Source organism: Wolbachia endosymbiont of Drosophila tsacasi (assembly GCF_028982115.1).
Classification (GTDB): Bacteria; Pseudomonadota; Alphaproteobacteria; order Rickettsiales; family Anaplasmataceae; genus Wolbachia; species Wolbachia pipientis_B.
The window spans coordinates 1-19,778 of sequence record NZ_JAPQLJ010000047.1 but is presented as its reverse complement, the minus strand read 5'-3'; the positions used below and the strand labels follow the sequence as shown (position 1 = coordinate 19,778).

Here is a 19,778-nt window from a genome sequence, read left to right as displayed (position 1 = left end):
AAGGCAAGAAAATGAGCTCTATAATAAAAAGATTTTTTAGTGTTTTTTGTGTGGTATTACTTTTCTCTTTCTCAGGTTATGCAGCTACCACTGATCCTGATATGGATGACACAACTAAAGTAATATGCAATATTATTGGTTACGTTTGGGGAATAGGCGGTCCACTTATGACGGTAGTAATAATTGGTGCAGCTTTGCTTGCAATATTTGGCAGGATGCCGTGGCCAGCCCTCTTTGCTCTAGGCATGTTCTGTGGTGTATTTTTTGGCGCTAAAACTATCATAATGAAAATTATGCCCAACGTAAGTAATGAAGCAAAAGCTATGTTGGAAAAGTGTGGAAAATAACCCATAAAAGTGCAGGAATGCTTTTTTGTTATCCATTAAATCGCTTCATATCTTCAACTTGCAACAAATAAGGGCTATCTTTTGGTAAAGTTTTAACAGCTAGCTCAGCATATTTTGTAAATTGCTTTAAATCACCTTCAATACAAGCCTTTTTTGTTAAGGCAAAATAATGCATTGCCGTATCAGCTTCACATTTATATGCAATGCTTAAATATTTCCAGATAAAAGCGTTATTTGGTTCTACATTCAAAATCTGCTCCAAGTAAAAAATCGCCTTTTTTGCATCACCGTGTAATAATAAAGTATGAGATAATGCAAGTTTCACTAAATAACTGTTTTTCTCAGATAAATACCTAAGCGATTCCTCATACATTTTTATTGCTTCACTTAAATTTCCGGCCTTGTATAGCATTTCTGCTTTTAATTCATATAGGTATGGGTCATTGCGTGACCCTTGAATCAATGAATTAACTTTAGCAATAGCCTCTTCTATCTTTCCTTGCCTATAGCAAACTATAGCATTTACATACTCAGAATTATTTTCATATTTACTAGATAACACATGAATAGGAGCAAAGAAAGAGTCTAGCTTTGCAACCACACGCTCAAACTTTAGTAACTTATCCGCAAAAATTGGTTTTACGTTGTTTTTGACCTTATAATTTCGTACAGCAAATATGCGTTTCTCACTAAGTGGGTGAGTGCGGAAATATTCCTCGGTGTTCTCATGCTCAATACTTTTAAAATAATCAAAAATCTCTTTCATACCTGAATTATCATAGCCAGATTCATCAAGGTACCTTAAAGCATAGCTATCTGCCACACTTTCTTGCTCTTGAGAGTAGTTAAAAAATAGCCTTGAACTGAGTGCTACACCACTAAGCAAAATTGCACCAGCAACCTGAGGGTTAATGATAATACTAGAAACTAATCCTACCATATAACTAATCATTGCTATCGATTGAAAATAACCCATAGCACTACTCATTTGCAATATATGACCAGCAGATATGTGAGCAATCTCATGTGCTAATATACCAAGCAGGACATAAGGTTTAGCCGAGTATTGTAAAATTCCTAAATGAATGAAAATACTGTTGTTGTTAATTACAAAAGCATTAATCGAATTATCATTAATTATAAAAACTTTCATTCGGTCACTATCAATGTTTGCAGCGAAAAATAAAGGTTGCGCTAGCTCTTTCACTATTGCTTCCACTTCACTATCTCTAATAATGTTAATAGAGTAAGCATTATTATAATATGCAAAAAAGAACAACAAGGTCAAAAACTTAGCAATTCTAAACATGGAAATCCTGTGCTTGTATAATTTATAGGAATTCTATATTTTAGCACTTAAATTATATAAATTTATAAACGCTAGTTTAATTTTTTAACGTAACTAATAAGTTTGTCGATGGTAGTTAACTTAATTTTATGTTGTTCAGCAAATTTAAGTAACTGAGGTAAGCGCATCATAGAGCCATCATCATTTACTAATTCACAAATAACTGCTGAATGATCAAACCCTACCAATTTCGCCATTTCAACACTCGCTTCAGTATGACCAGCACGTTGTGCCACCCCACCTTTATGTGCAATTACAGGAAAAACATGACCTGGAGTTATGATGTCATCCTGAGTGCCATCCTTGTTGATAGCAGCATGTATAGTTTTCGTTCTATCCTCTGCTGAAACACCGGTTGTAATGCCATAACGTGCATCAATTGATGTAGTAAATGCGGTATGATTTTCACCAATATTTTTCTTTTCCATGAAATTAAGGCCCAACCTCTTCATGTGAAATTTAGTCATTGCTAAGCACACAACCCCTGTACCGTACCTAACCATAAAAGCCATATGTTCTGGTTTTACTTTTTCAGCTAATACAACCAAATCACCTTCATTTTCTCTACTTTCATCATCAACTAAAATGAATAATTTACCGGAACGAGCATCCTCTAATACATCTTCCACAGAAGAAATACCGGGTAGACTCATTGAAGCATAAGTGGCCTGTACCATAATAATTTACTTAAATTCAATCTTAGCTATTTTATACAATTTCTCTCCATTTGGCACTGTCACTTCCACATACTCACCTACTTTTTTGCCGATTAAGGCACTCCCGAGTGGTGAACTAGTAGATATTAACTGCTTTGAAACATCAGCTTCATATTCGCCTACAACCTTATAAACATATTCCACTTCACCGTTATTATCACTTAACATGCTTAATGTCACAGTTGCACCAAACATTACTAAATCACCAGACAAATTTTTTACTTCTATTACTTCCGCATGTGAGAGCTTACTTTCTATCTCCATTATACGGCCTTCAATAAAACCTAACCTTTCCCGTGCTGCATGATACTCTGCATTTTCAGACAAATCACCTTGATCACGAGCATCAGAAATAGCCTGTATCACAGAAGGTTTTTCTTCCTTTAATTTTTCAAGTTCGGCTTGCATATTCTCAAAACCTTCCCTCGTCATAGGAAATTTATTAATAATGGATGAAGCCATAATCACCACCTAAATGCAATTAAATTGAGTAACGAAATTACTCACAATGTTAAAAATATCACCTTTTATATCATCTCTCATGTCATTTGACAACTTTTTTAAAACCCCAGGGTGTACAGTATGAAAATAATTAATAAGATCATGTTCAAATTTATTAATGTAACTTATTTGTATTTTACTTAACTGATTATATAGGTTAGAAAAAATATACATCAGCACTACTTGCTCTTCTATTGACATAGGTAAATGTTGTTTTTGCTTTAATAACTCGACAAGATATTTACCCTTATTCAAGGATAATTGAACACTAGCATCAAGATCAGAACCAAATTTTGCAAAATCTTCTAATTCTCTATACTGAGCTAAGCTTAGCTTTATAGAACTAGCAACTTTCTTCACAGACTTTAGTTGTGCAGCAGAACCAACCCGTGAAACTGACAAACCTATATTTACTGCAGGTCGAAATCCTTTATAAAATAATTCAGACTCAAGAAAGATCTGCCCATCGGTAATTGAAATAACATTTGTTGGCACATATGCAGATACATCACCAGCTTGAGTTTCGACAATCGGCAAAGCAGTTAAAGACCCCTGCCCTTTTTTATCAGACATTTTAGCAGCTCTTTCAAGCAAGCGAGAATGTACATAGAATATATCTCCAGGGTAAGCTTCACGACCAGGAGGACGTCTGAGCAATAAAGACATCTGCCTGTATGCCACAGCATGCTTAGATAAATCATCATATACAATCAAACAATGCATTCCATTGTCACGGAAAAATTCTCCAATAGTACAACCAGCATAAGGTGCTAAAAATTGCATAGGCGCGCAGTCAGATGCACTAGCCACAACTACAGTTGTATACTCTAACGCTCCGCTTTCTTTCAGCTTATTTACCACTTTTGCTACTGTTGAAATTTTTTGTCCAATAGCAACATAAACACAGTAGATTTTTTGATTTTCGTTTACCTCATCGTTAATCTTCTTCTGATTGATAATAGTATCAAGCGCAATAGTAGTTTTACCAATTTGTCTATCGCCAATAATTAATTCACGCTGCCCTCTACCTATTGGAATTAGCAAATCTATAATTTTAATTCCTGTTTGCAGTGGCTCATGCACAGACTTACGATCAATAATGCCTGGCGCTTTAGATTCTATATCCATTCTGTTTTTGGCTCTAATTTCCCCACCATTGTCTATAGGATGGCCCAACGCATTTACAACTCTCCCTAACAATTCATGCCCTGTAGGCACCTGCACAACATCACCACTACATTTTACAACGTCCCCTTCTTTCACATCACGGTCATTACCAAGCACAACTATTCCAGCCGTGTCATGATCTAAATCAAGAACTATTCCTTCTACACCGCTTGCAAAAAATACCTTTTCACCGAATTTTGCTTTTTCCAGCCCATAAACCAATGCGATACCATCTGTTACTGAAATTACTTCACCTATATTTTCCCGCTTTATAGGGTTATCAAACGTCTCAACTTTTTCCCTTATTACACTTGCTATCTCAGAAACATTCATACTGTTCTTCATACAAAATTCTTTATTTTTAATATTTCCATTTTACTTAAGTCAACTAACCTATCTAAGTAACTTTTTAGCGAAGCATCGATCAAATTAAAACCATACCTAACTACGAAGCCACCTAGTATAGAAGGGTCAACCACATTGTTTACTTTTATTATTTTACCAAGAAAGCTCAAAGATTCAGTAATTATTTTTATATCAGATTCCTTTAAAGCTTCTGCTGACTTTATAGTAATTTCGAATTCATTTTCATTTTCTTTTGCAAGACTTAAGAATTTTTCTAATATAAAGATCAATAAACTAGAGCGTTTGTTTGCAAATATAACCATAATAAATTTTATTAAATTTTCACTCAAGTGCTCATTTATAGAAAGCATCACTTCTTTTTTGTGTGCAAAAGAAATCATAGGATGAGATAGGTACACAAAAATATCATGTTGATCCTTAAAAAAAACCAATAAAAATTCTACTTCTTTCCTTATAATACCTAACCTGCTTCCTGAGACATGAAACAGCACTCTAGCGTAAAATGGAACTAAATTATTGTATTGGGTCTTTTTCATATTAAATCCAGTAAATCTAAATTAATTCAGCTACAAACCTTCCATTCTTCAATCCAAGCATTTTTTATATAAACAGGTCCTCTCTTTAAGGAAAGAAAACATAAATCATATCTGACTGAATAATCTAAAAAACTAAGGTTTTTACTTAAGAAATACTTAGAAGAATTTATAATAGACTGACATTGAAAATGAGATATCGGTATTTCTTTTCCAAGTAAACTTGTTTTAACTTCTATAAAAATCAGCTCCTTTTTTTTAGACACAATTAAGTCAATTTCACCGAACTTACAACGGTAACGGCGTTTTATAACATTATACCATTTCAGCTTTAAATATGCTAAAACTAACAACTCGCCAAAGTAACCTACAAAGTAGCGTAACCTACTTACCATAAGAAGAACAATTATGATAACAATTAACTTTGTGTAACTACTTTACCTCCTTCTCTATTTTTACTATAAACCTTACCTCTTGCTGCAATATCCCTATTAACCAGTTCTATCGCTGCCATTGAAGCGCAATCACCCTTTCGAGTGCTAAATTTTATTATTCTAGAATACCCACCTTTACGATCTTGATAACGGATGGCTAAGACATTTAATAACTTATCAACTGCTAACTTACTACTATGAAGGCGTGAAAGCAAAAGCCTTCTACCATGTAAAGTATTCTTATTCTTAGCAATTGTAATAAACTTTTCGACATATGGACGAAGTTCCTTAGCTTTTGGTAAAGTAGTTACAATCTGCTCATGGTTAATTAATGAGATAGATAGATTCTTTAACGTCGACAATCTATGTTCAGTGCAACGAGATAGTTTACGTTTTTTTATTCCATGTTTCATATATCACCTAATCTTCATCAGTATGTTGTTTAGCCAACTCATCTATATCCTTAGGCGGCCAGTTTAGCACATTCATACCCAAAGACAAACCAAAATTAGTCAAAACTGCCTTAATCTCATTCAAAGACTTCCTGCCAAAATTAGCAGTTCTTAACATTTCACCTTCTGTCTTTTGCACAAGATCACCTATATAAGTGATGTTTTCGTTTTTCAGACAGTTATGAGATCTGACAGATAATTCCATTTCATCTACCTTACGCAATAAGACAGGATCATAACCCAAATCTTTAGCACCACTAGACGAAGAAACCTGCGATTTTTTATAACTTACATCAGAACTAATAAAGGGCTGAAGTTGCTCCTGTAATATTCTTGCAGCAGAATCAACAGCTTGACTCGGAGAGATTGTACCATCAGTTTCAATTGACAATATCAGCTTATCCTTATCAGTCACTTGGCCAACACGACTATTCTCTACCCTGCATGAAACCCTGTTGACAGGGCTATACAAAGCATTAACTGGAATAAAACCAATTAAATCCTGTTCACTCATAAGCTTCAAAAGTTCATTTTCTTTATACTTAGTTACAGGAAGATAACCTTTTCCGCTAGCCACATATATGGTCATGTTAAGCTCTACATTTTGCCCCAGCGTACATATTAGCAAATCTTTATTAACAATAGAGGATTGATCATCAGTTTCTATCATCCCAGCTAATACCTGGCAAGGCCCTTTAGCGTTTAAATTTAAGCATTTATTAGAAGCACCATTTAATTTATACCGCAACATGCCCATATTTAATACTATATCAGTTACGTCTTCTCTTACCCCTTGAATTGAAGTAAACTCATGAGTTATACCTTCAATTTTTATTCCATAAACAGCACTACCTTTAAGAGAAGATAACATTACACGTCTTAATGCATTACCTAATGTTAAAGCAAAACCACTTTCCAACGGTTCTAGGACTATATCACTTTTTTCACTTGAATTATCTGATATTACCTTAACTGAACTAGGTTTAATCAATTTATCTAAATTGCTACAGAGAGAAACATCATTATTATAATACATAAAACAACCTTTTCAAATATCCTATACTCTTCTTTTTTTTCTTAACCTGCACCCATTATGAGGAATTGCGGTTTTATCTGCAATTGAAGTCACAGTCAACCCACAGCTCTGAAGTGCTTTAACCGCAGCTTCGGTACCAAAGCCAGGACCACGAATTATTACAGAGACAACCTTCATACCAAATCTCTCCATTGCATTCTTCGCAGCAGCCTCCGCAGCCTTACCTGCAGCATAAGGTGTGGATTTTCTCGAACCTAAAAAACCACATGCACCCACAGAAGTTTGACATAGCGTATTACCATGAACATCAGTTACATTTACAAAAGTATTATTAAAAGTTGCACGAATATGAACAACACCAGTAATAAACTCCTTTGTACTCTTACCAACCGTTTTGACTTTTTTCATTAAAACTCACAATAATAATAAATTTTATTTTTTCCCAGCAATAGGCAACCGAGATCTACCTTTACGAGTCTTAGCATTAGTATGAGTCCTTTGCCCTCTCACAGGCAAACCTTTTCTATGTCTCACTCCTCTATAGCATCCCATTTCCACTAAAGATTTTATGTTCATAGCAACTTCTTTTCTGAGCTCACCTTCTATAACATAATTTTGTCTAATGAAACTGCTGATCTTTTCTATATCTTCATCTCGTAATTCTGAAACACGTTTGCGCTTATCAACTTTGCAAGCATGACAAATTACATTCGCAGTAGCAATACCTATACCATATATATAAGTTAATGCAAAAGGAACACATTTCCTCACTGGAATATTTATGCCTGCAATACGTGCCACTGGTACCTCGATACTTTATTAATAACAACTCTTAATTTATACCATAAAACAACTCAGAGTCAAACCAAATTACAAGAAATTTTACTTTCAATATCTTGCGTTACCTCATCAACACTCAAATTAGCGTCAATTGTTAATAATTTGCCTTTATAATACTCGCGTAAACCTTTCATTTGAAGGTGATATTCACTTATTCTCTTATTAATTGCAGACATATCAGCATCATCAATTCTTTTCTCTAACCTCGTACTTTTACATTTAGCACAAGTAGTACTCTTAAAAGAAGATACACTATATATGCTTTTACAGTCCAAACACGCGAGACGATTTTTTAATCTGTCGATTGCAATATTATCGTCAAGCTGCAGCTCAATTACAATATCAACATCCCTATTATATTTTTCTTGCAAAACTTGAGTCAAAAAATGAGCCTGGTTTAAATTTCTCGGAAAACCATCTAATAAGCAATTATCATCCATTAATGCAAGCTGGTCACGCAATAATCCACATATAATTCCATCTTGAATTAAATTACCAGATTCCACGGTACCCTTTATTTTTTTACCTAACTCACTGCCATCAGATATAATATTCCTTAATAAATCCCCCACTGAAATTAATTTTAAATTATATTTTGCTATTAACAAGCTCGACTGAGTACCTTTACCAGAACCTGGAGGACCAAAAATCGTAATGATCATCTTACTTTCCTCGTTTTAGACTCATATTTCTTTATCCAGCTATCGTACCTATTCGAAAAAATATAAGATTGTATTTGCATAATAGTATCAGTAATAACGTTCACTATAATCAGTAAACTCGTCCCACCAAAAATGAATGGTATATCATAATAATATCTCATAATTTCAGGTACAGTACATATGACTACCAAATACGCAGAGCCAATGAATGTCAACTTAAAAACTATATCTTGAAGGTAATCAGAAGTATGTTTCCCAGGCCTTCTACCAGGTATAAAACCACCATTTTTTTTAAGAAAATCTGCGTTTTCCTCTGGATTAAATATAAAATTGGTATAGAAAAAATTAAAAAATACTATCAGCACCAAATAGGCTACAATATATACCACTTTATTTGCCATAAAGTAATTTAAAATAAAATCAGAAAAAGCGTGCCCCTTATAGAAATTTGCAATTGAAATAGGTGTCAATAAAATTGCATTAGCAAAAATGGTTGGTACTACACCAGATAAATTAATCTTCAATGGAATATAAGTAAAATCGTCATTATGTAATCTTTTAAATTGCTTTTTAGGATGTTGAACAATAACCTTTCTATAAGAAGACTCTACAAAAATGACTAAGACTAGCAGCAAAAAAAACAATACCAAAACAAAAAGGATAATAAATAACGATACGCTACCGTTTTTATTTAACGTTAACAGAGATGACAAAGCGCTGTGTAACTCTGATATTATGCCCGTGAAAATGATCAATGAGATACCATTACCTATACCGCTAGCACTGATTCGTTCACCAAGCCATATTAAAAGCATAGTTCCACCTAAAAGGCTGAAAACACCTATTGTACGGAACATAACACCAGGTTCGATTACAACCAATACCCCTTCCCTATTCATCCCTTCTAATCCAACCAAAATTGGAATTGATTGAAATATACAAATTACTATGGTCAGATAGCGTATATAAGAATTCATCTTTCTACGGCCTGATTCTCCATCATTCTTAACTTCCTTCATTCCTTTAATGGCAGAAGAAAGCAACTGAATAATGATAGAAGCCATTATATATGGCATAACGTTCAATGCTAGAATTGTCATTCTAGCTAATGCACCACCAGAAAATAAATTAAATACTCCAAAAACACCTGAGCCCTCTTTGGGAAATATATCATTAATTATATCAAGATTAATTCCAGGAATAGGCACATAAGTACCCAAGCGATAGCAAATTAAAGCTATTAGCGTAAAAAATATACGTTTTAATAAATCTCCTTTATATAACAACGTAGGATCCAAGCTATTAAATGCGGATTTATTGCCCATGATTTACGATAGTATTTCCACACTACCACCAACTGAAGCTACAGATTTTTTTGCAGCTTCTGACGCAAAATTAACATGAAACACAAATTTTTCGCTCAACTTACCTTTATTAAGAAGTTTAATTTTATCCTTAATAGACTTTATAAAGCCTAATCTATACAGCCTCTCCTTATCTATAACAGAGTCTTTCACTATTTTTTTAGCTTCCATTAAGCGCTGTATATCGCCAACATTAATTATAGAGTATATGTTCCTACGTATAGGCTTAAAACCTCTTTTAGGCAAACGAGTATATATAGACTGTTGTCCACCCTCAAAACCATTTATGGAAACTCCGCTTCTAGCCTTCTGCCCTTTATGCCCTCTACCGGATGTTTTACCTTTACCACAACCGATACCTCTACCCAGCAACTTAGGCTTCTTTTTCTTAGATAACTTAGTAAATATAGAGTTTAATTTTACAGCATTATTCATACTTTACCTGTTTTCAACTATCTCGCTAATCTTTTTGCCTCTTTTGCTTGCTACCTGACGAGGAGATAACATACTATCAAAAGCCTTAAATACCGCACATATAACGTTATGAGGATTATTTGATCTAGTGGATTTAGCTACCACATCCTTTATACCTAACACCTCAAAAACTGATCTAATCGCTCCACCAGCAATAATACCTGTTCCGGCTCTTGCGGTTCTTAAAACTATCTCACCAGAACAAAATTTAGCTTTAATATCATGATGCAAAGTTCTACCTTCACGCAAGTACACTCTAATCATCGATTTCTTTGCAGCATTTACAGCCTTGTCTCTTGCTTCAGCAACTTCTGCGTGCTTACCTATTCCACATCCTACTCTACCCTTTTCATCACCAACAACAACCAAAATTGAAAATGAAAATCTTCTACCACCTTTGGTAACCGTTGTCACTCTTCGTACCGAAACTAAAAGCTCTGATAAATCATTATTATTTTGTAAATTCTTTATAGCCATATTCAAAACCTTCTAAAATTCAAATCCAGAACTTCTTAAAGCCTCAGCAAATTGAGAAACTAATCCTGTATATTTATACGCTCCACGATCAAACGTAAGCTGCTGCTCTAATCTCATGCCAGACAGACGCTCAACCATTAAAGAAGAAACCTGTTTTATAGTTTCAGCGTTGACTTTCCCTTTACATATATCCTTAATTTTAGCATCCAAAGTAGAAGCCGAAGTGAGAGTTACTCCTTTTACATCATTAATTAACTGGACATAAAAATACCTATTAGATTTAAATATGGATATACGTAAACGTTCAGCGCTCTTATCAAGCTTCGCTCTATTACGTAACTTCCTTTTTTCAGAATTACTTAAAAAATTATACGATCTTTTCATTTTAATTACTTCTTTTTACTTACAACCTTACGCAGCATAAATTTGCCTTTTATTACAACACCCTTACCTTTATAAGGATCGTACTTCCTAATCCTGCATATATCGGATGCCACCATATAGACCTTTTGCTTATCCATACCACTCACTACTAAATGAGTTGGCTTTATGCACTTAATCTCAACATCTTTAGGCACTTTATATTTAACATTATGGCTATAACCAAGATACAAAGTCAAATACTTACCATCATACTCTGCCTTATACCCCACACCGTTAATCTCAAGATTAACAGAAAAACCATCAATCATGCCGTTAATGATATTATTAATATTACTCCTATAAGTGCCCCACATAGGCTTTATTTCATCATAATCATCTTTATCTTGATCCACAGAAAGGAATAGCTGATTATCAACAATACGGCACACAACATCACTGATTAAGCTGACTTCTTTTTCAGCCTTAGCGCTCTTTATTAACATCCTACCATTATTATATTCAACTGAAACACCAGCAGGAATATTGATAGGAGCAGCACCTACACGAGACATGAATTTCTCCTATTATTTAAAACACACGACACAAAACTTCTCCACCAACCTTTAACTTATGTGCATTATAATCAGTCATCACTCCTTTGGGTGTCGATATAATAAAAATACCAAGACCATTATATGCTTTAGAAATGTCCTTATACTTAGAATAACAACGACAACCAGGCTTTGACACCCTAACTATGTCACTAATTACAGGTGACTTCTCATAATACTTCAATTTTACAATGAAAGAAGGTAAATTATCTACAACTTGCTTTTCATAATCAAGGATATACCCTTCATCTTTTAAAATCTTCAGTATAGAAGAATTCACTTTAGAAAACAACACTCTTGTTGTTCTATGCATTGCCAATTGAGCATTACGTATTCTCGTTAAAAAATCACCAATACTATCAGATAACGCCACAATATACTCCTTATATTATATTTACCAACTAGACTTTGTAACTCCTGGAACTTGTCCAAAAGAACATAAATCACGCAAAACAATCCTACATAAACCAAATTTTCTATATACTCCTCTTGACCTCCCAGTTAAAGCACACCTATTTCTAATTTTAGTTTTAGAAGAATTTCTAGGCAATTTTTTAATTAATTTATTTTGAGCTGTAAACCTTTCTACAATAGACAAATTCTTATTATTTATTATAGATTTCAATTTCTCTCTTTTTTCTTTATATTGATCGCACAGCTTTATTCTGCGAAGATTTCTTTCTATCATAGATTTTTTTGCCATATATTTCTCCTCTCAATTAATCAAAAAAAGGAAATTTAAGAGCCAGTAATAATTCCTTTGCTTCCTTATCACTAACTGCACTTGTTATAATATTAATATCCATACCTCTAATTTTACTTATTTTATCATAGTCTATTTCTAAAAACGAGATATGTTCCTTTATACCAAAGGAAAAATTACCATTACCGTCAAATTGCTTCACACTAAATCCTCTAAAATCTTTTTCCCTTGGCAAAGCAATATATATCAATCTTTCTAAAAACTCATACATTTTATCTCTACGCAAAGTTACTTTGCAACCTACTGTAGCACCTTTTCTGATCTTGAAGCCAGAAATAGATTTTTTTGCAAAAGTTGATAGAGGCTTCTGCCCAGCAATCAAATATAGGCTATCAAGTGGTTCATTTATTGCTTTACTATCTGTAGCAGCATCTCCAACGCCCATATTGATACACACCTTGACAAGTTTAGGTGCTTGCATTACATTGCCGTAATTGAACTTATCCTTTAAGGACTTTGCTATGCTATCTTTATACAATTCTTTAAACATATCAACCTAATCTATCACTTCTCCAGAAACTTTTGCAAAACGCACTTTTCTACCGTCTATAACCTTAAACCCCACTCTAGTTGGAGTTTTATATTTAGGGTCCAATGTTGCAACGTTGGATATATCAATAGCTAACTCTTTATTTAATATACCACCACTACTACCAGCTTTTGGTTTAGTGTGTCTCTTATGTACATTTACCCCAGAAACAATTACTTTCTTTTTAGCATTACATGCCACAACTTTAATCACTTTACCAATTTTTCCCTTATCTCTACCAGTTAAAACTATAACGTCGTCACCACTTTTTATTTTAGCACTCATTATAAAACCTCAACAGCTAATGACATTATCTTCATAAAAGAACCAGATGATAACTTTTTTACCGGACCAAATACCCGAGTACCAAGTGGTTCACCTTGATCGTTAATCAAAACTACAGCATTGCTAGAAAAACGAATTACAGAACCATCAGATTTTCTAATAGGGCTTTTCACTCTCACCACAACTGCTCTATATACTTTTCCCTTCTCAACCTTCCCTCTTGGAATAATAGATTTAGTAGATACAATAACTGTGTCACCTATAGATGCAGACTTTCTACTACCCAATAAACCAATACAAAGCACTGCACGCGCACCAGAATTATCAGCTACTTCCAACAATGTATTTTTTTGAATCATATAAATATCCTATTCAATATGAGCTATTAACAACAACCCATTTTTTAGTAGTAGAAATAGGCTTGTGTTCTTGTATTAAAACCTTGTCCCCTTCTTTACAACTATTATTCTCATCATGTGCTGTGTACTTCTTGTATTTTTTTATAACCTTTTTATATAGCTCATCCTTATACACTTGTAATACCGAAACCTTTACAGTCTTATCACACTTAGCCTTAGTTACAGTACCACAAAAAACCTTTTTAGGCATTCTTTCCCTCTCTTCTTCTTTTATTTAATGTAGTTAGAATACGAGCTATGCTCTTTCTTATTAAGCTAAAACGCGAAATATTGTTGCACTGCCCCAACTTCTTTTGAAAAACCAAATTAACAAACTCTTTTCTCAAACTCACAAGAATTTCATGCAATTCTTGCGAAGACCTCGATTCAATGTCAGCTATATCCATTGCAACTCCATTTAATTATGATTAGATACAAATTTACACTTCATAGGAAGCTTAGCAGTTGCCTTTTCAAGCGCCAATCTTGCTAAATGCATGGGAACATCACTGCTAATTTCAAACAACATTCTACCGGGCTTAGCTTTAAACACCCAAAATTCAACACTACCTTTTCCCTTACCCATACGTACATCCGCTGGCTTTTTACTAACAGGAGTGTCAGGAAAAATCCTTATCCAGACTTTACCAGAACGTTTTAAAGTTCTAGATATTACACGCCTTGCGGTTTCAATATGTTTAGATTGAATCCTACCAGCTTCCATAGCCTTTAGACCATAATCTCCAAAAGATAGCGTACTACCACCTTTCGTGTTACCCTTAATTCGTCCTTTAAATACTTTTTTATATTTACTTTTTTTGGGAACAAACATCTTAATATACCTTAATTACCAATATAAACCCAAACCTTAACTCCTATAATACCATATATAGTTTTTGCTTCACAAAAAGCATAATCTATATTAGCACGTAAAGTGTGTAAAGGCAAACGACCTTCTTTATACCATTCAGTACGAGCTATCTCAGCTCCGCCAAGGCGCCCAGAACAACTTACTTTAATACCTCTAGCACCCATCCTTAAACAACTTTGAATAGCTTTTTTCATCGCTCTTCTAAATGAAACCCTTTTTTCTAACTGTTGCGCAATGCTGTTTGATATTAAAGTTGCATCTATTTCAGACCTTTTAACTCCTACTACATTCACTTCCACATTATTTTTTACTTTTTCAGCTATTTTTTGCTTTATCTTCTCAACATCTGAGCCTTTCTTACCTATTATCACTCCAGGTCTAGAAGAATGTATTATTACAGACACCAAATCGATCGTACGCTCTATAATTACTTTAGAAACACCAACATGCTTAAAAGATTCATTGATATAACTGCGAATAGATAAATCTTGATGCAACCCTTGTTTATAACCCTTCTCAGCATACCAAACAGATGACCAAGTATTAATTATTTTTAACCTAAATCCTTTAGGATTAACATTTCCCATACTTTTGCACTTTCCTTATTAATTTTCTATTTTTATGAATCATATAATTTCCCCCAACTTTACAGTTATATTACTATAACGTTTACTAACTCTATTAGCTCTACCCATAGCTTTTGGACACACCCTACGCAAAGTAAGAGACTTACCTATTGAAATTTCTTTTATATATAAATTATCGATATCCAATCCATAATTATATTGAGCATTAGCAATCGCAGAATTTAATACCTTCCTTATAAGACCCGCAGCCTTCTTTTCACAAAATCTTAATTGCACAGTGGCAAAAGAAACTTTTTTATTACGTACTAAACCAGCAACCAAATTCAATTTACGAGGAGTTGATTTTAAAACCCTAGAACCAGCTTTAACTATTACATCTCTGTTTTTCATATAAATTACCTCCTTGTCGCCTTTTTATCACCACTATGCCCAGTAAATTTACGAGTGGGCGAAAATTCACCAAACTTATGACCTATCATATTCTGATCATTAACATTAACAGGAATGTAATCCTTACCATTATAAACAGCAAACTTTAAACCTAAACAATTAGGAAGAATTACAGAAGCCCTGGAATGAACTTTTATAGCCGTGTTAACAAACCCCTTGTTTAAAGCATTATTCACCGACTTTAATATAGAAGGATGACAAAAAGGAGGCTTCCACGCAGATCTACTCATAAACTAACCTTTCAATTGTTTTATATACTTATCACTAGATTTATTTTTCCTCCGAGTTTTCTTTCCTTTTGTTGCAACACCCCAAGGAGTAACAGGATGACGACCACCAGAGGTTTTTCCTTCCCCACCTCCATGAGGATGGTCAACCGGATTCATTGCAACCCCACGCACAGTAGGTCTAATTCCAAGCCACCTACTTCTTCCAGCTTTGCCCAGCTTTCTATTCTTATGGTCAGGGTTAGATACTACACCAATAGTAGCCTTGCAAGAAGATAAAATCAACCTAATTTGACCAGACCTGAGTCGTAATAAAACATATTGGCCATCACGACCAACGATTTGCGCATAACAACCAGCAGCTCTAGCAATCGCAGCACCATTACCTGGCTTCAGCTCAACATTATGAACGAAAGAACCAACAGGTATATACTTGAGTAGCAAACAATTACCTGGCAAAATATCAGCATCATTTCCAGCTGTAACAATATCACTAGGCTTCATACCTTGAGGAGCTAATATATAAGACTTAATATCATCTTCCTTATATGATATTAACGCTAAAAACCCACTTCTATTTGGATCATACTCTATTTTTTCAACTATACCGTGACCACTTCTATTACGCTTAAAATCTATAACTCTATATTTCTTTTTGTGACCACCACCCCTATGACGAGTTGTAATTCTACCATAATTATTTCTTCCACCACTGGACTTTTTACCGGATGTAAGAGACTTTTCTGGCTCATCTTTTGATAAACCAACTTTACTTACTAACACAGTCCCACGAGAAGACGGAGTAACAGGATTAAAAAATTTCATACCCATATTAAACGCTCATTATATCTAATTTTTGACCATCTATCAAAGAAAAATAAACTTTCTTTTTCTGTTTTTCACAACCAACCACACCCCTGAAACGCCTATATTTAGGCTTAATTCTAATAACACTTATAGAAGAAATTTTAACATCAAATAGAGACTCTATTGCCAACTTTATTTGACGCTTATTTACATTTATAAAAACATACAAAGAATATTTATTAAACTTCTCCCTCAAAAAAGAGGCCTTTTCTGTAATTATAGGAGATTTTATTATATTATTATATTTGATCATAACAATCTACCTTCAAGATGCTTTAAAGTATCCTTTGTCAACATTACGCATTCGTGATTCAATATATCAAAGACATTTAACCCAATAGGTTTGATTAAGTCTACATAATGCAAGTTTCTAACAACACGCAACAAATCATCTCCATAATCACCAACTATCAAAAAGGAAGAAAATTTAAAATTTTTAATACATTTACACATTTCAGACGTTTTCTTCACATCAATATTTAAATTATCCAGAATAATCACTTGATTATTTAAATACTTTAGAGATAAAGCAATTTTTAAACCAAATTTGCGTACCTTCTTATTAAGAGAATAACTATGACTCCTCACAACAGGGCCGAAAATAACCCCACCACCTCTAAATTGAGGAGATCGCAAGCTCCCTTGTCTTGCCCTACCGGTACGTTTTTGACCATAAGGTTTAGCTGTTGTACCAGAGACATCACTGATACCTTTTGTTTTATGAGTACCAGTTCTTCTCTTCGCTAATTGCCATCTCACTATATCATGCAAAACACTCAATTTTTGCTTAGCAGAAAATATCAAAGGATTGAGCTGAGCAGTACCTACATTATTATTAGATAGATTAACTAAATTACATTCCATAACTAACTTACCAAATTACTAGCATCATCATTTACATCTAACAGTAAACCTACCGGAAAAGGAACATCTTTATGTAAAGATTTTTTAACTGCATCTCTTACAAAAACATAGGAATTTTTAAACCCAGGAACATTATTACCCTTCACAGCAATTATACTATTTTCATAATCAATGGATAATATCTTCATATTTTGTACAGTTATTCTGCTGTTACCTAAATGACCAGCCATTTTCTTTCCTTTGAACACTCTACCAGGATCCTGACATTGACCAGTGGAACCTTGTGATCTGTGAGCAATAGAAACACCATGAGATGCCCTAAGCCCACTGAAGTTATGCCGCTTCATCACACCAGCAAATCCTTTACCTATAGAATAACCCGTAATATCAAGATATTGACCAACCACAAAATGATTGATTCCCACTTTTTTACCACATTCTATTCCCGACAAGTCATTTAATCTACTTTCGTATAACTTACATTTATTATTTACACCCTTTTTCTTTAAATATTCCAACTGAGGTTTTGCTATATTTTTAAAATCTCCTGTGCCTAAAATGACTGAATTATAGCCACATTTATCTTGTCCTTTTATATCAACAATATGAGTTTCGCTGAGATGCAATAAAATTACAGCCATGCGACTATTGTCAGAGTATATAGCAGTATGACCAATATTCGTCATTAACAAACCAATTCTCCTCAGTGAATTTATTCTCTTCATTTCCTTCTCCTAAACCTCCTAAACCTTAACTTCCTTGACTTTTAAATCCACTTCCACGCCAGCAGAAAAAGATAAACCTGTAAGCATCTGCATCATAGTAGGAGTAAGATCATGTAAAACAATCAAACGCCTAGAAGTTCTCATTTCAAACTGTTCACGAGATTTTTTATCAACGTGAGGAGATCTATTAACAATAAATTTAGAATCTTTTCTTGGCAACGCAATCGGACCAGATAATTTTGCATTGGACCGCTTTAATTCATCAACAAATTTTCGAACACACTCCTCCAATAAAGAACAATCGAAAGCCTTAATGTTAATATATATATCTTGCTTCATCTTAGTTACTCCAAAATCTCAGAAACAACACCAGAACCAACAGTTCTACCGCCTTCTCTTATCGCAAAACGCAATCCCTTATCCATTGCTATCGGTACTTGCAATTCTACTTCTACACTCACATTATCTCCTGGCATTACCATCTCCTTCCCATCTAGCAATTTTATGCTCCCAGTTACATCCGTTGTTCTTAAATAAAACTGTGGCTGGTAATTTGCAAAAAATGGTGTATGCCTTCCTCCTTCTTCTTTCTTTAATATATAAACCTCCGCCCTAAACTTTCTATGCGGCGTTATCGTCCCCGGTTTTGCTAATACTTGCCCTCTCTCCACTTCTTCTCTTTTTGTTCCTCTGAGCAATATTCCTACATTGAGTCCTGCACTCCCCTTATCCAGCAACTTCTTAAACATTTCTACACCTGTGCATATCGTCTTTTGCGTCGCTTTCAGACCTATTATCTCTATCTCTTCTCCCGTCTTTATCTCCCCCTTCTCTATCCTTCCTGTTACCACCGTTCCTCGCCCCGATATCGAAAATACATCCTCGATTGGCAATAGAAATGGTAAATCCACAGGCCTTGGTGGGACCGCCACATATTCATCTAACTTTCCCATCAATTTATCTATTGATTTCTTTCCATATTCGCTGCTGTCATCCTCCAGCGCTTTCAATGCAGACCCCACTACCACAGGCACTTCATTCCCTGGAAATCCGTATTTATTCAGCAATTCCCTCACTTCCATTTCTACCAAATCTATCATATCAGCATCAGCAACATCAGCTTTATTTATATACACCACGATATATCCAACACCTACCTGCTTCGCTAGCAATATATGCTCTCTCGTTTGTGGCATTGGCCCATCAACCCCCGACACTACCAATATTGCCGCATCCATCTGTGCTGCACCTACTATCATGTTCTTTACATAGTCAGCATGTCCAGGACAATCAACGTGTGCATAATGCCTTTTTTCCGTCTGATACTCAACATGCGCTGTTGCTATCGTTATCCCCCTCTTCCTTTCTTCTGGCGCTTTATCTATCTGATCGTACGCTACAAAATTTCCATAATGCTTTGTTATTGCCGCTGTTAACGTTGTCTTCCCATGATCCACATGGCCTATTGTTCCCACATTTACATGCGGCTTTCCAAATGCTTCCACTACTGCTGTCATAATT

The 19,778-nt window shown here is 34.5% G+C and carries 34 protein-coding genes; 1 reads left to right on the top strand and 33 read right to left on the bottom strand.

What is annotated here, in order from left to right; all coding sequences use genetic code 11:
• The first annotated feature begins 11 nt into the window (after window positions 1–11).
• Complete coding sequence (locus OZD70_RS03595) at window positions 12–347, top strand: TrbC/VirB2 family protein (protein ID WP_096616790.1); 336 nt, start codon at window positions 12–14, stop codon at window positions 345–347.
• A 28-nt stretch (window positions 348–375) separates the two neighbouring features.
• On the opposite strand, the gene OZD70_RS03590 is transcribed toward OZD70_RS03595, so the two are convergent.
• The 33 genes from OZD70_RS03590 to tuf all read right to left on the bottom strand — a co-directional run bounded on the left by OZD70_RS03590 (window position 376) and on the right by tuf (window position 19,774).
• Complete coding sequence (locus OZD70_RS03590) at window positions 376–1,656, bottom strand: M48 family metalloprotease (protein ID WP_275020961.1); 1,281 nt, start codon at window positions 1,654–1,656, stop codon at window positions 376–378.
• Between the two features lie 71 nt (window positions 1,657–1,727).
• Entirely contained in the window at window positions 1,728–2,372 is a 645-nt protein-coding gene (ribB, locus tag OZD70_RS03585) for a 3,4-dihydroxy-2-butanone-4-phosphate synthase (protein WP_182182755.1), read from the bottom strand.
• 6 nt (window positions 2,373–2,378) lie between these two features.
• Entirely contained in the window at window positions 2,379–2,873 is a 495-nt protein-coding gene (greA, locus tag OZD70_RS03580) for a transcription elongation factor GreA (RefSeq protein WP_096616796.1), read from the bottom strand.
• Window positions 2,874–2,882: 9 nt separating this feature from the next.
• Complete coding sequence (gene atpA / locus OZD70_RS03575; RefSeq protein WP_275020959.1) at window positions 2,883–4,424, bottom strand: F0F1 ATP synthase subunit alpha; 1,542 nt, start codon at window positions 4,422–4,424, stop codon at window positions 2,883–2,885.
• Entirely contained in the window at window positions 4,421–4,981 is a 561-nt protein-coding gene (gene atpH / locus OZD70_RS03570; protein ID WP_275020958.1) for an ATP synthase F1 subunit delta, read from the bottom strand. Before atpH ends, atpA begins: the two co-directional genes overlap by 4 nt.
• 26 nt (window positions 4,982–5,007) lie before the next feature.
• Window positions 5,008–5,373, bottom strand: coding sequence for a YraN family protein (locus OZD70_RS03565; protein ID WP_182182761.1), 366 nt, complete (start codon window positions 5,371–5,373; stop codon window positions 5,008–5,010).
• Between the two features lie 23 nt (window positions 5,374–5,396).
• Window positions 5,397–5,825 (bottom strand): 50S ribosomal protein L17, encoded by a 429-nt coding sequence (gene rplQ, locus OZD70_RS03560; protein ID WP_275020955.1) that lies wholly within the window; start codon window positions 5,823–5,825, stop codon window positions 5,397–5,399.
• A 7-nt stretch (window positions 5,826–5,832) separates the two neighbouring features.
• Window positions 5,833–6,900 carry a DNA-directed RNA polymerase subunit alpha gene (locus tag OZD70_RS03555; protein ID WP_275020953.1) on the bottom strand — a complete coding sequence of 356 codons (1,068 nt, stop codon included), beginning with the start codon at window positions 6,898–6,900 and terminating at the stop codon, window positions 5,833–5,835.
• A gap of 21 nt (window positions 6,901–6,921) precedes the next feature.
• Window positions 6,922–7,308: a 30S ribosomal protein S11 gene (gene rpsK / locus OZD70_RS03550; protein WP_275020952.1), complete on the bottom strand. Its 387-nt coding sequence runs from the start codon at window positions 7,306–7,308 to the stop codon at window positions 6,922–6,924.
• Between the two features lie 24 nt (window positions 7,309–7,332).
• Window positions 7,333–7,701 (bottom strand): 30S ribosomal protein S13, encoded by a 369-nt coding sequence (gene rpsM, locus OZD70_RS03545; RefSeq protein ID WP_275020950.1) that lies wholly within the window; start codon window positions 7,699–7,701, stop codon window positions 7,333–7,335.
• Between the two features lie 59 nt (window positions 7,702–7,760).
• The gene (locus OZD70_RS03540; protein WP_275020948.1) at window positions 7,761–8,402 is read right to left on the bottom strand and encodes an adenylate kinase family protein; all 642 of its coding nucleotides are present in this window, start codon (window positions 8,400–8,402) and stop codon (window positions 7,761–7,763) included.
• Window positions 8,399–9,727: a preprotein translocase subunit SecY gene (secY, locus tag OZD70_RS03535; protein ID WP_275020947.1), complete on the bottom strand. Its 1,329-nt coding sequence runs from the start codon at window positions 9,725–9,727 to the stop codon at window positions 8,399–8,401. The genes OZD70_RS03540 and secY overlap by 4 nt, the downstream gene beginning before the upstream one ends.
• 3 nt (window positions 9,728–9,730) lie before the next feature.
• Window positions 9,731–10,201, bottom strand: a complete 471-nt coding sequence (rplO, locus tag OZD70_RS03530; RefSeq protein WP_182182771.1) for a 50S ribosomal protein L15 — start codon at window positions 10,199–10,201, stop codon at window positions 9,731–9,733.
• 3 nt (window positions 10,202–10,204) lie between these two features.
• A complete protein-coding gene (gene rpsE / locus OZD70_RS03525) occupies window positions 10,205–10,717 on the bottom strand; it encodes a 30S ribosomal protein S5 (protein WP_275020946.1) in 513 nt (170 codons plus the stop codon).
• Between the two features lie 12 nt (window positions 10,718–10,729).
• A complete protein-coding gene (rplR, locus tag OZD70_RS03520) occupies window positions 10,730–11,101 on the bottom strand; it encodes a 50S ribosomal protein L18 (protein WP_275020945.1) in 372 nt (123 codons plus the stop codon).
• A gap of 5 nt (window positions 11,102–11,106) precedes the next feature.
• Window positions 11,107–11,652 carry a 50S ribosomal protein L6 gene (gene rplF / locus OZD70_RS03515; protein ID WP_182182776.1) on the bottom strand — a complete coding sequence of 182 codons (546 nt, stop codon included), beginning with the start codon at window positions 11,650–11,652 and terminating at the stop codon, window positions 11,107–11,109.
• 16 nt (window positions 11,653–11,668) lie between these two features.
• A complete protein-coding gene (gene rpsH, locus OZD70_RS03510; protein WP_064124654.1) occupies window positions 11,669–12,064 on the bottom strand; it encodes a 30S ribosomal protein S8 in 396 nt (131 codons plus the stop codon).
• Between the two features lie 21 nt (window positions 12,065–12,085).
• Window positions 12,086–12,394: a 30S ribosomal protein S14 gene (rpsN, locus tag OZD70_RS03505; protein WP_182182778.1), complete on the bottom strand. Its 309-nt coding sequence runs from the start codon at window positions 12,392–12,394 to the stop codon at window positions 12,086–12,088.
• A gap of 16 nt (window positions 12,395–12,410) precedes the next feature.
• Complete coding sequence (gene rplE / locus OZD70_RS03500) at window positions 12,411–12,944, bottom strand: 50S ribosomal protein L5 (protein WP_275020944.1); 534 nt, start codon at window positions 12,942–12,944, stop codon at window positions 12,411–12,413.
• A gap of 6 nt (window positions 12,945–12,950) precedes the next feature.
• On the bottom strand, window positions 12,951–13,268 hold the full coding sequence (rplX, locus tag OZD70_RS03495; protein ID WP_410543793.1) for a 50S ribosomal protein L24: 318 nt from the start codon (window positions 13,266–13,268) through the stop codon (window positions 12,951–12,953).
• Window positions 13,268–13,627 (bottom strand): 50S ribosomal protein L14, encoded by a 360-nt coding sequence (gene rplN, locus OZD70_RS03490; RefSeq protein WP_275020943.1) that lies wholly within the window; start codon window positions 13,625–13,627, stop codon window positions 13,268–13,270. The genes rplX and rplN overlap by 1 nt, the downstream gene beginning before the upstream one ends.
• Window positions 13,628–13,640: 13 nt before the next feature.
• Window positions 13,641–13,877, bottom strand: coding sequence for a 30S ribosomal protein S17 (gene rpsQ / locus OZD70_RS03485; protein ID WP_182182783.1), 237 nt, complete (start codon window positions 13,875–13,877; stop codon window positions 13,641–13,643).
• Window positions 13,870–14,073 carry a 50S ribosomal protein L29 gene (gene rpmC / locus OZD70_RS03480; RefSeq protein WP_182182785.1) on the bottom strand — a complete coding sequence of 68 codons (204 nt, stop codon included), beginning with the start codon at window positions 14,071–14,073 and terminating at the stop codon, window positions 13,870–13,872. Before rpmC ends, rpsQ begins: the two co-directional genes overlap by 8 nt.
• An 11-nt stretch (window positions 14,074–14,084) precedes the next feature.
• Window positions 14,085–14,498 (bottom strand): 50S ribosomal protein L16, encoded by a 414-nt coding sequence (gene rplP, locus OZD70_RS03475; protein WP_182182787.1) that lies wholly within the window; start codon window positions 14,496–14,498, stop codon window positions 14,085–14,087.
• An 11-nt stretch (window positions 14,499–14,509) separates the two neighbouring features.
• A complete protein-coding gene (gene rpsC / locus OZD70_RS03470; protein ID WP_275020942.1) occupies window positions 14,510–15,124 on the bottom strand; it encodes a 30S ribosomal protein S3 in 615 nt (204 codons plus the stop codon).
• Between the two features lie 39 nt (window positions 15,125–15,163).
• Window positions 15,164–15,514, bottom strand: coding sequence for a 50S ribosomal protein L22 (gene rplV / locus OZD70_RS03465; protein WP_096616838.1), 351 nt, complete (start codon window positions 15,512–15,514; stop codon window positions 15,164–15,166).
• A gap of 5 nt (window positions 15,515–15,519) precedes the next feature.
• Window positions 15,520–15,804 (bottom strand): 30S ribosomal protein S19, encoded by a 285-nt coding sequence (gene rpsS, locus OZD70_RS03460; protein WP_275020916.1) that lies wholly within the window; start codon window positions 15,802–15,804, stop codon window positions 15,520–15,522.
• A 3-nt stretch (window positions 15,805–15,807) separates the two neighbouring features.
• Window positions 15,808–16,632, bottom strand: a complete 825-nt coding sequence (rplB, locus tag OZD70_RS03455; protein WP_275020914.1) for a 50S ribosomal protein L2 — start codon at window positions 16,630–16,632, stop codon at window positions 15,808–15,810.
• A 1-nt stretch (window position 16,633) separates the two neighbouring features.
• Window positions 16,634–16,921 (bottom strand): 50S ribosomal protein L23, encoded by a 288-nt coding sequence (locus OZD70_RS03450; protein ID WP_275020912.1) that lies wholly within the window; start codon window positions 16,919–16,921, stop codon window positions 16,634–16,636.
• Entirely contained in the window at window positions 16,918–17,532 is a 615-nt protein-coding gene (gene rplD / locus OZD70_RS03445; RefSeq protein ID WP_275020910.1) for a 50S ribosomal protein L4, read from the bottom strand. The genes OZD70_RS03450 and rplD overlap by 4 nt, the downstream gene beginning before the upstream one ends.
• Before the next feature lie 2 nt (window positions 17,533–17,534).
• Window positions 17,535–18,257: a 50S ribosomal protein L3 gene (rplC, locus tag OZD70_RS03440; RefSeq protein WP_275020908.1), complete on the bottom strand. Its 723-nt coding sequence runs from the start codon at window positions 18,255–18,257 to the stop codon at window positions 17,535–17,537.
• Between the two features lie 18 nt (window positions 18,258–18,275).
• A complete protein-coding gene (gene rpsJ, locus OZD70_RS03435; RefSeq protein ID WP_096616846.1) occupies window positions 18,276–18,596 on the bottom strand; it encodes a 30S ribosomal protein S10 in 321 nt (106 codons plus the stop codon).
• Window positions 18,597–18,601: 5 nt separating this feature from the next.
• The gene (gene tuf, locus OZD70_RS03430) at window positions 18,602–19,774 is read right to left on the bottom strand and encodes an elongation factor Tu (RefSeq protein ID WP_182183220.1); all 1,173 of its coding nucleotides are present in this window, start codon (window positions 19,772–19,774) and stop codon (window positions 18,602–18,604) included.
• Window positions 19,775–19,778 lie beyond the last annotated feature (4 nt).

Excerpts from the sequence above, each read along its gene's own strand:
- OZD70_RS03555 (WP_275020953.1), bottom strand. The coding sequence starts at position 6,900 with ATGTATTATAATAATGATGTTTCTCTCTGTAGCAATTTAGATAAATTG.
- atpH (WP_275020958.1), bottom strand. The coding sequence starts at position 4,981 with ATGAAAAAGACCCAATACAATAATTTAGTTCCATTTTACGCTAGAGTG.
- rpsC (WP_275020942.1), bottom strand. The coding sequence starts at position 15,124 with ATGGGAAATGTTAATCCTAAAGGATTTAGGTTAAAAATAATTAATACT.
- rplN (WP_275020943.1), bottom strand. The coding sequence starts at position 13,627 with ATGATTCAAAAAAATACATTGTTGGAAGTAGCTGATAATTCTGGTGCG.
- OZD70_RS03590 (WP_275020961.1), bottom strand. The coding sequence starts at position 1,656 with ATGTTTAGAATTGCTAAGTTTTTGACCTTGTTGTTCTTTTTTGCATAT.
- rplQ (WP_275020955.1), bottom strand. The coding sequence starts at position 5,825 with ATGAAACATGGAATAAAAAAACGTAAACTATCTCGTTGCACTGAACAT.
- rplX (WP_410543793.1), bottom strand. The coding sequence starts at position 13,268 with ATGAGTGCTAAAATAAAAAGTGGTGACGACGTTATAGTTTTAACTGGT.
- ribB (WP_182182755.1), bottom strand. The coding sequence starts at position 2,372 with ATGGTACAGGCCACTTATGCTTCAATGAGTCTACCCGGTATTTCTTCT.
- rpsK (WP_275020952.1), bottom strand. The coding sequence starts at position 7,308 with ATGAAAAAAGTCAAAACGGTTGGTAAGAGTACAAAGGAGTTTATTACT.
- rplC (WP_275020908.1), bottom strand. The coding sequence starts at position 18,257 with ATGAAGAGAATAAATTCACTGAGGAGAATTGGTTTGTTAATGACGAAT.
- rplP (WP_182182787.1), bottom strand. The coding sequence starts at position 14,498 with ATGTTTGTTCCCAAAAAAAGTAAATATAAAAAAGTATTTAAAGGACGA.
- atpA (WP_275020959.1), bottom strand. The coding sequence starts at position 4,424 with ATGAAGAACAGTATGAATGTTTCTGAGATAGCAAGTGTAATAAGGGAA.
- OZD70_RS03595 (WP_096616790.1), top strand. The coding sequence starts at position 12 with ATGAGCTCTATAATAAAAAGATTTTTTAGTGTTTTTTGTGTGGTATTA.
- rpsQ (WP_182182783.1), bottom strand. The coding sequence starts at position 13,877 with ATGCCTAAAAAGGTTTTTTGTGGTACTGTAACTAAGGCTAAGTGTGAT.
- rplF (WP_182182776.1), bottom strand. The coding sequence starts at position 11,652 with ATGTCTCGTGTAGGTGCTGCTCCTATCAATATTCCTGCTGGTGTTTCA.
- rpsJ (WP_096616846.1), bottom strand. The coding sequence starts at position 18,596 with ATGAAGCAAGATATATATATTAACATTAAGGCTTTCGATTGTTCTTTA.
- rplV (WP_096616838.1), bottom strand. The coding sequence starts at position 15,514 with ATGAAAAACAGAGATGTAATAGTTAAAGCTGGTTCTAGGGTTTTAAAA.
- greA (WP_096616796.1), bottom strand. The coding sequence starts at position 2,873 with ATGGCTTCATCCATTATTAATAAATTTCCTATGACGAGGGAAGGTTTT.
- rplR (WP_275020945.1), bottom strand. The coding sequence starts at position 11,101 with ATGAAAAGATCGTATAATTTTTTAAGTAATTCTGAAAAAAGGAAGTTA.
- rplB (WP_275020914.1), bottom strand. The coding sequence starts at position 16,632 with ATGGGTATGAAATTTTTTAATCCTGTTACTCCGTCTTCTCGTGGGACT.
- OZD70_RS03540 (WP_275020948.1), bottom strand. The coding sequence starts at position 8,402 with ATGATCATTACGATTTTTGGTCCTCCAGGTTCTGGTAAAGGTACTCAG.
- OZD70_RS03450 (WP_275020912.1), bottom strand. The coding sequence starts at position 16,921 with ATGATCAAATATAATAATATAATAAAATCTCCTATAATTACAGAAAAG.
- rplO (WP_182182771.1), bottom strand. The coding sequence starts at position 10,201 with ATGAATAATGCTGTAAAATTAAACTCTATATTTACTAAGTTATCTAAG.
- rpsN (WP_182182778.1), bottom strand. The coding sequence starts at position 12,394 with ATGGCAAAAAAATCTATGATAGAAAGAAATCTTCGCAGAATAAAGCTG.
- OZD70_RS03565 (WP_182182761.1), bottom strand. The coding sequence starts at position 5,373 with ATGGTAAGTAGGTTACGCTACTTTGTAGGTTACTTTGGCGAGTTGTTA.
- rpmC (WP_182182785.1), bottom strand. The coding sequence starts at position 14,073 with ATGGATATAGCTGACATTGAATCGAGGTCTTCGCAAGAATTGCATGAA.
- secY (WP_275020947.1), bottom strand. The coding sequence starts at position 9,727 with ATGGGCAATAAATCCGCATTTAATAGCTTGGATCCTACGTTGTTATAT.
- rpsS (WP_275020916.1), bottom strand. The coding sequence starts at position 15,804 with ATGAGTAGATCTGCGTGGAAGCCTCCTTTTTGTCATCCTTCTATATTA.
- tuf (WP_182183220.1), bottom strand. The coding sequence starts at position 19,774 with ATGACAGCAGTAGTGGAAGCATTTGGAAAGCCGCATGTAAATGTGGGA.
- rpsE (WP_275020946.1), bottom strand. The coding sequence starts at position 10,717 with ATGGCTATAAAGAATTTACAAAATAATAATGATTTATCAGAGCTTTTA.
- rplD (WP_275020910.1), bottom strand. The coding sequence starts at position 17,532 with ATGGAATGTAATTTAGTTAATCTATCTAATAATAATGTAGGTACTGCT.
- rplE (WP_275020944.1), bottom strand. The coding sequence starts at position 12,944 with ATGTTTAAAGAATTGTATAAAGATAGCATAGCAAAGTCCTTAAAGGAT.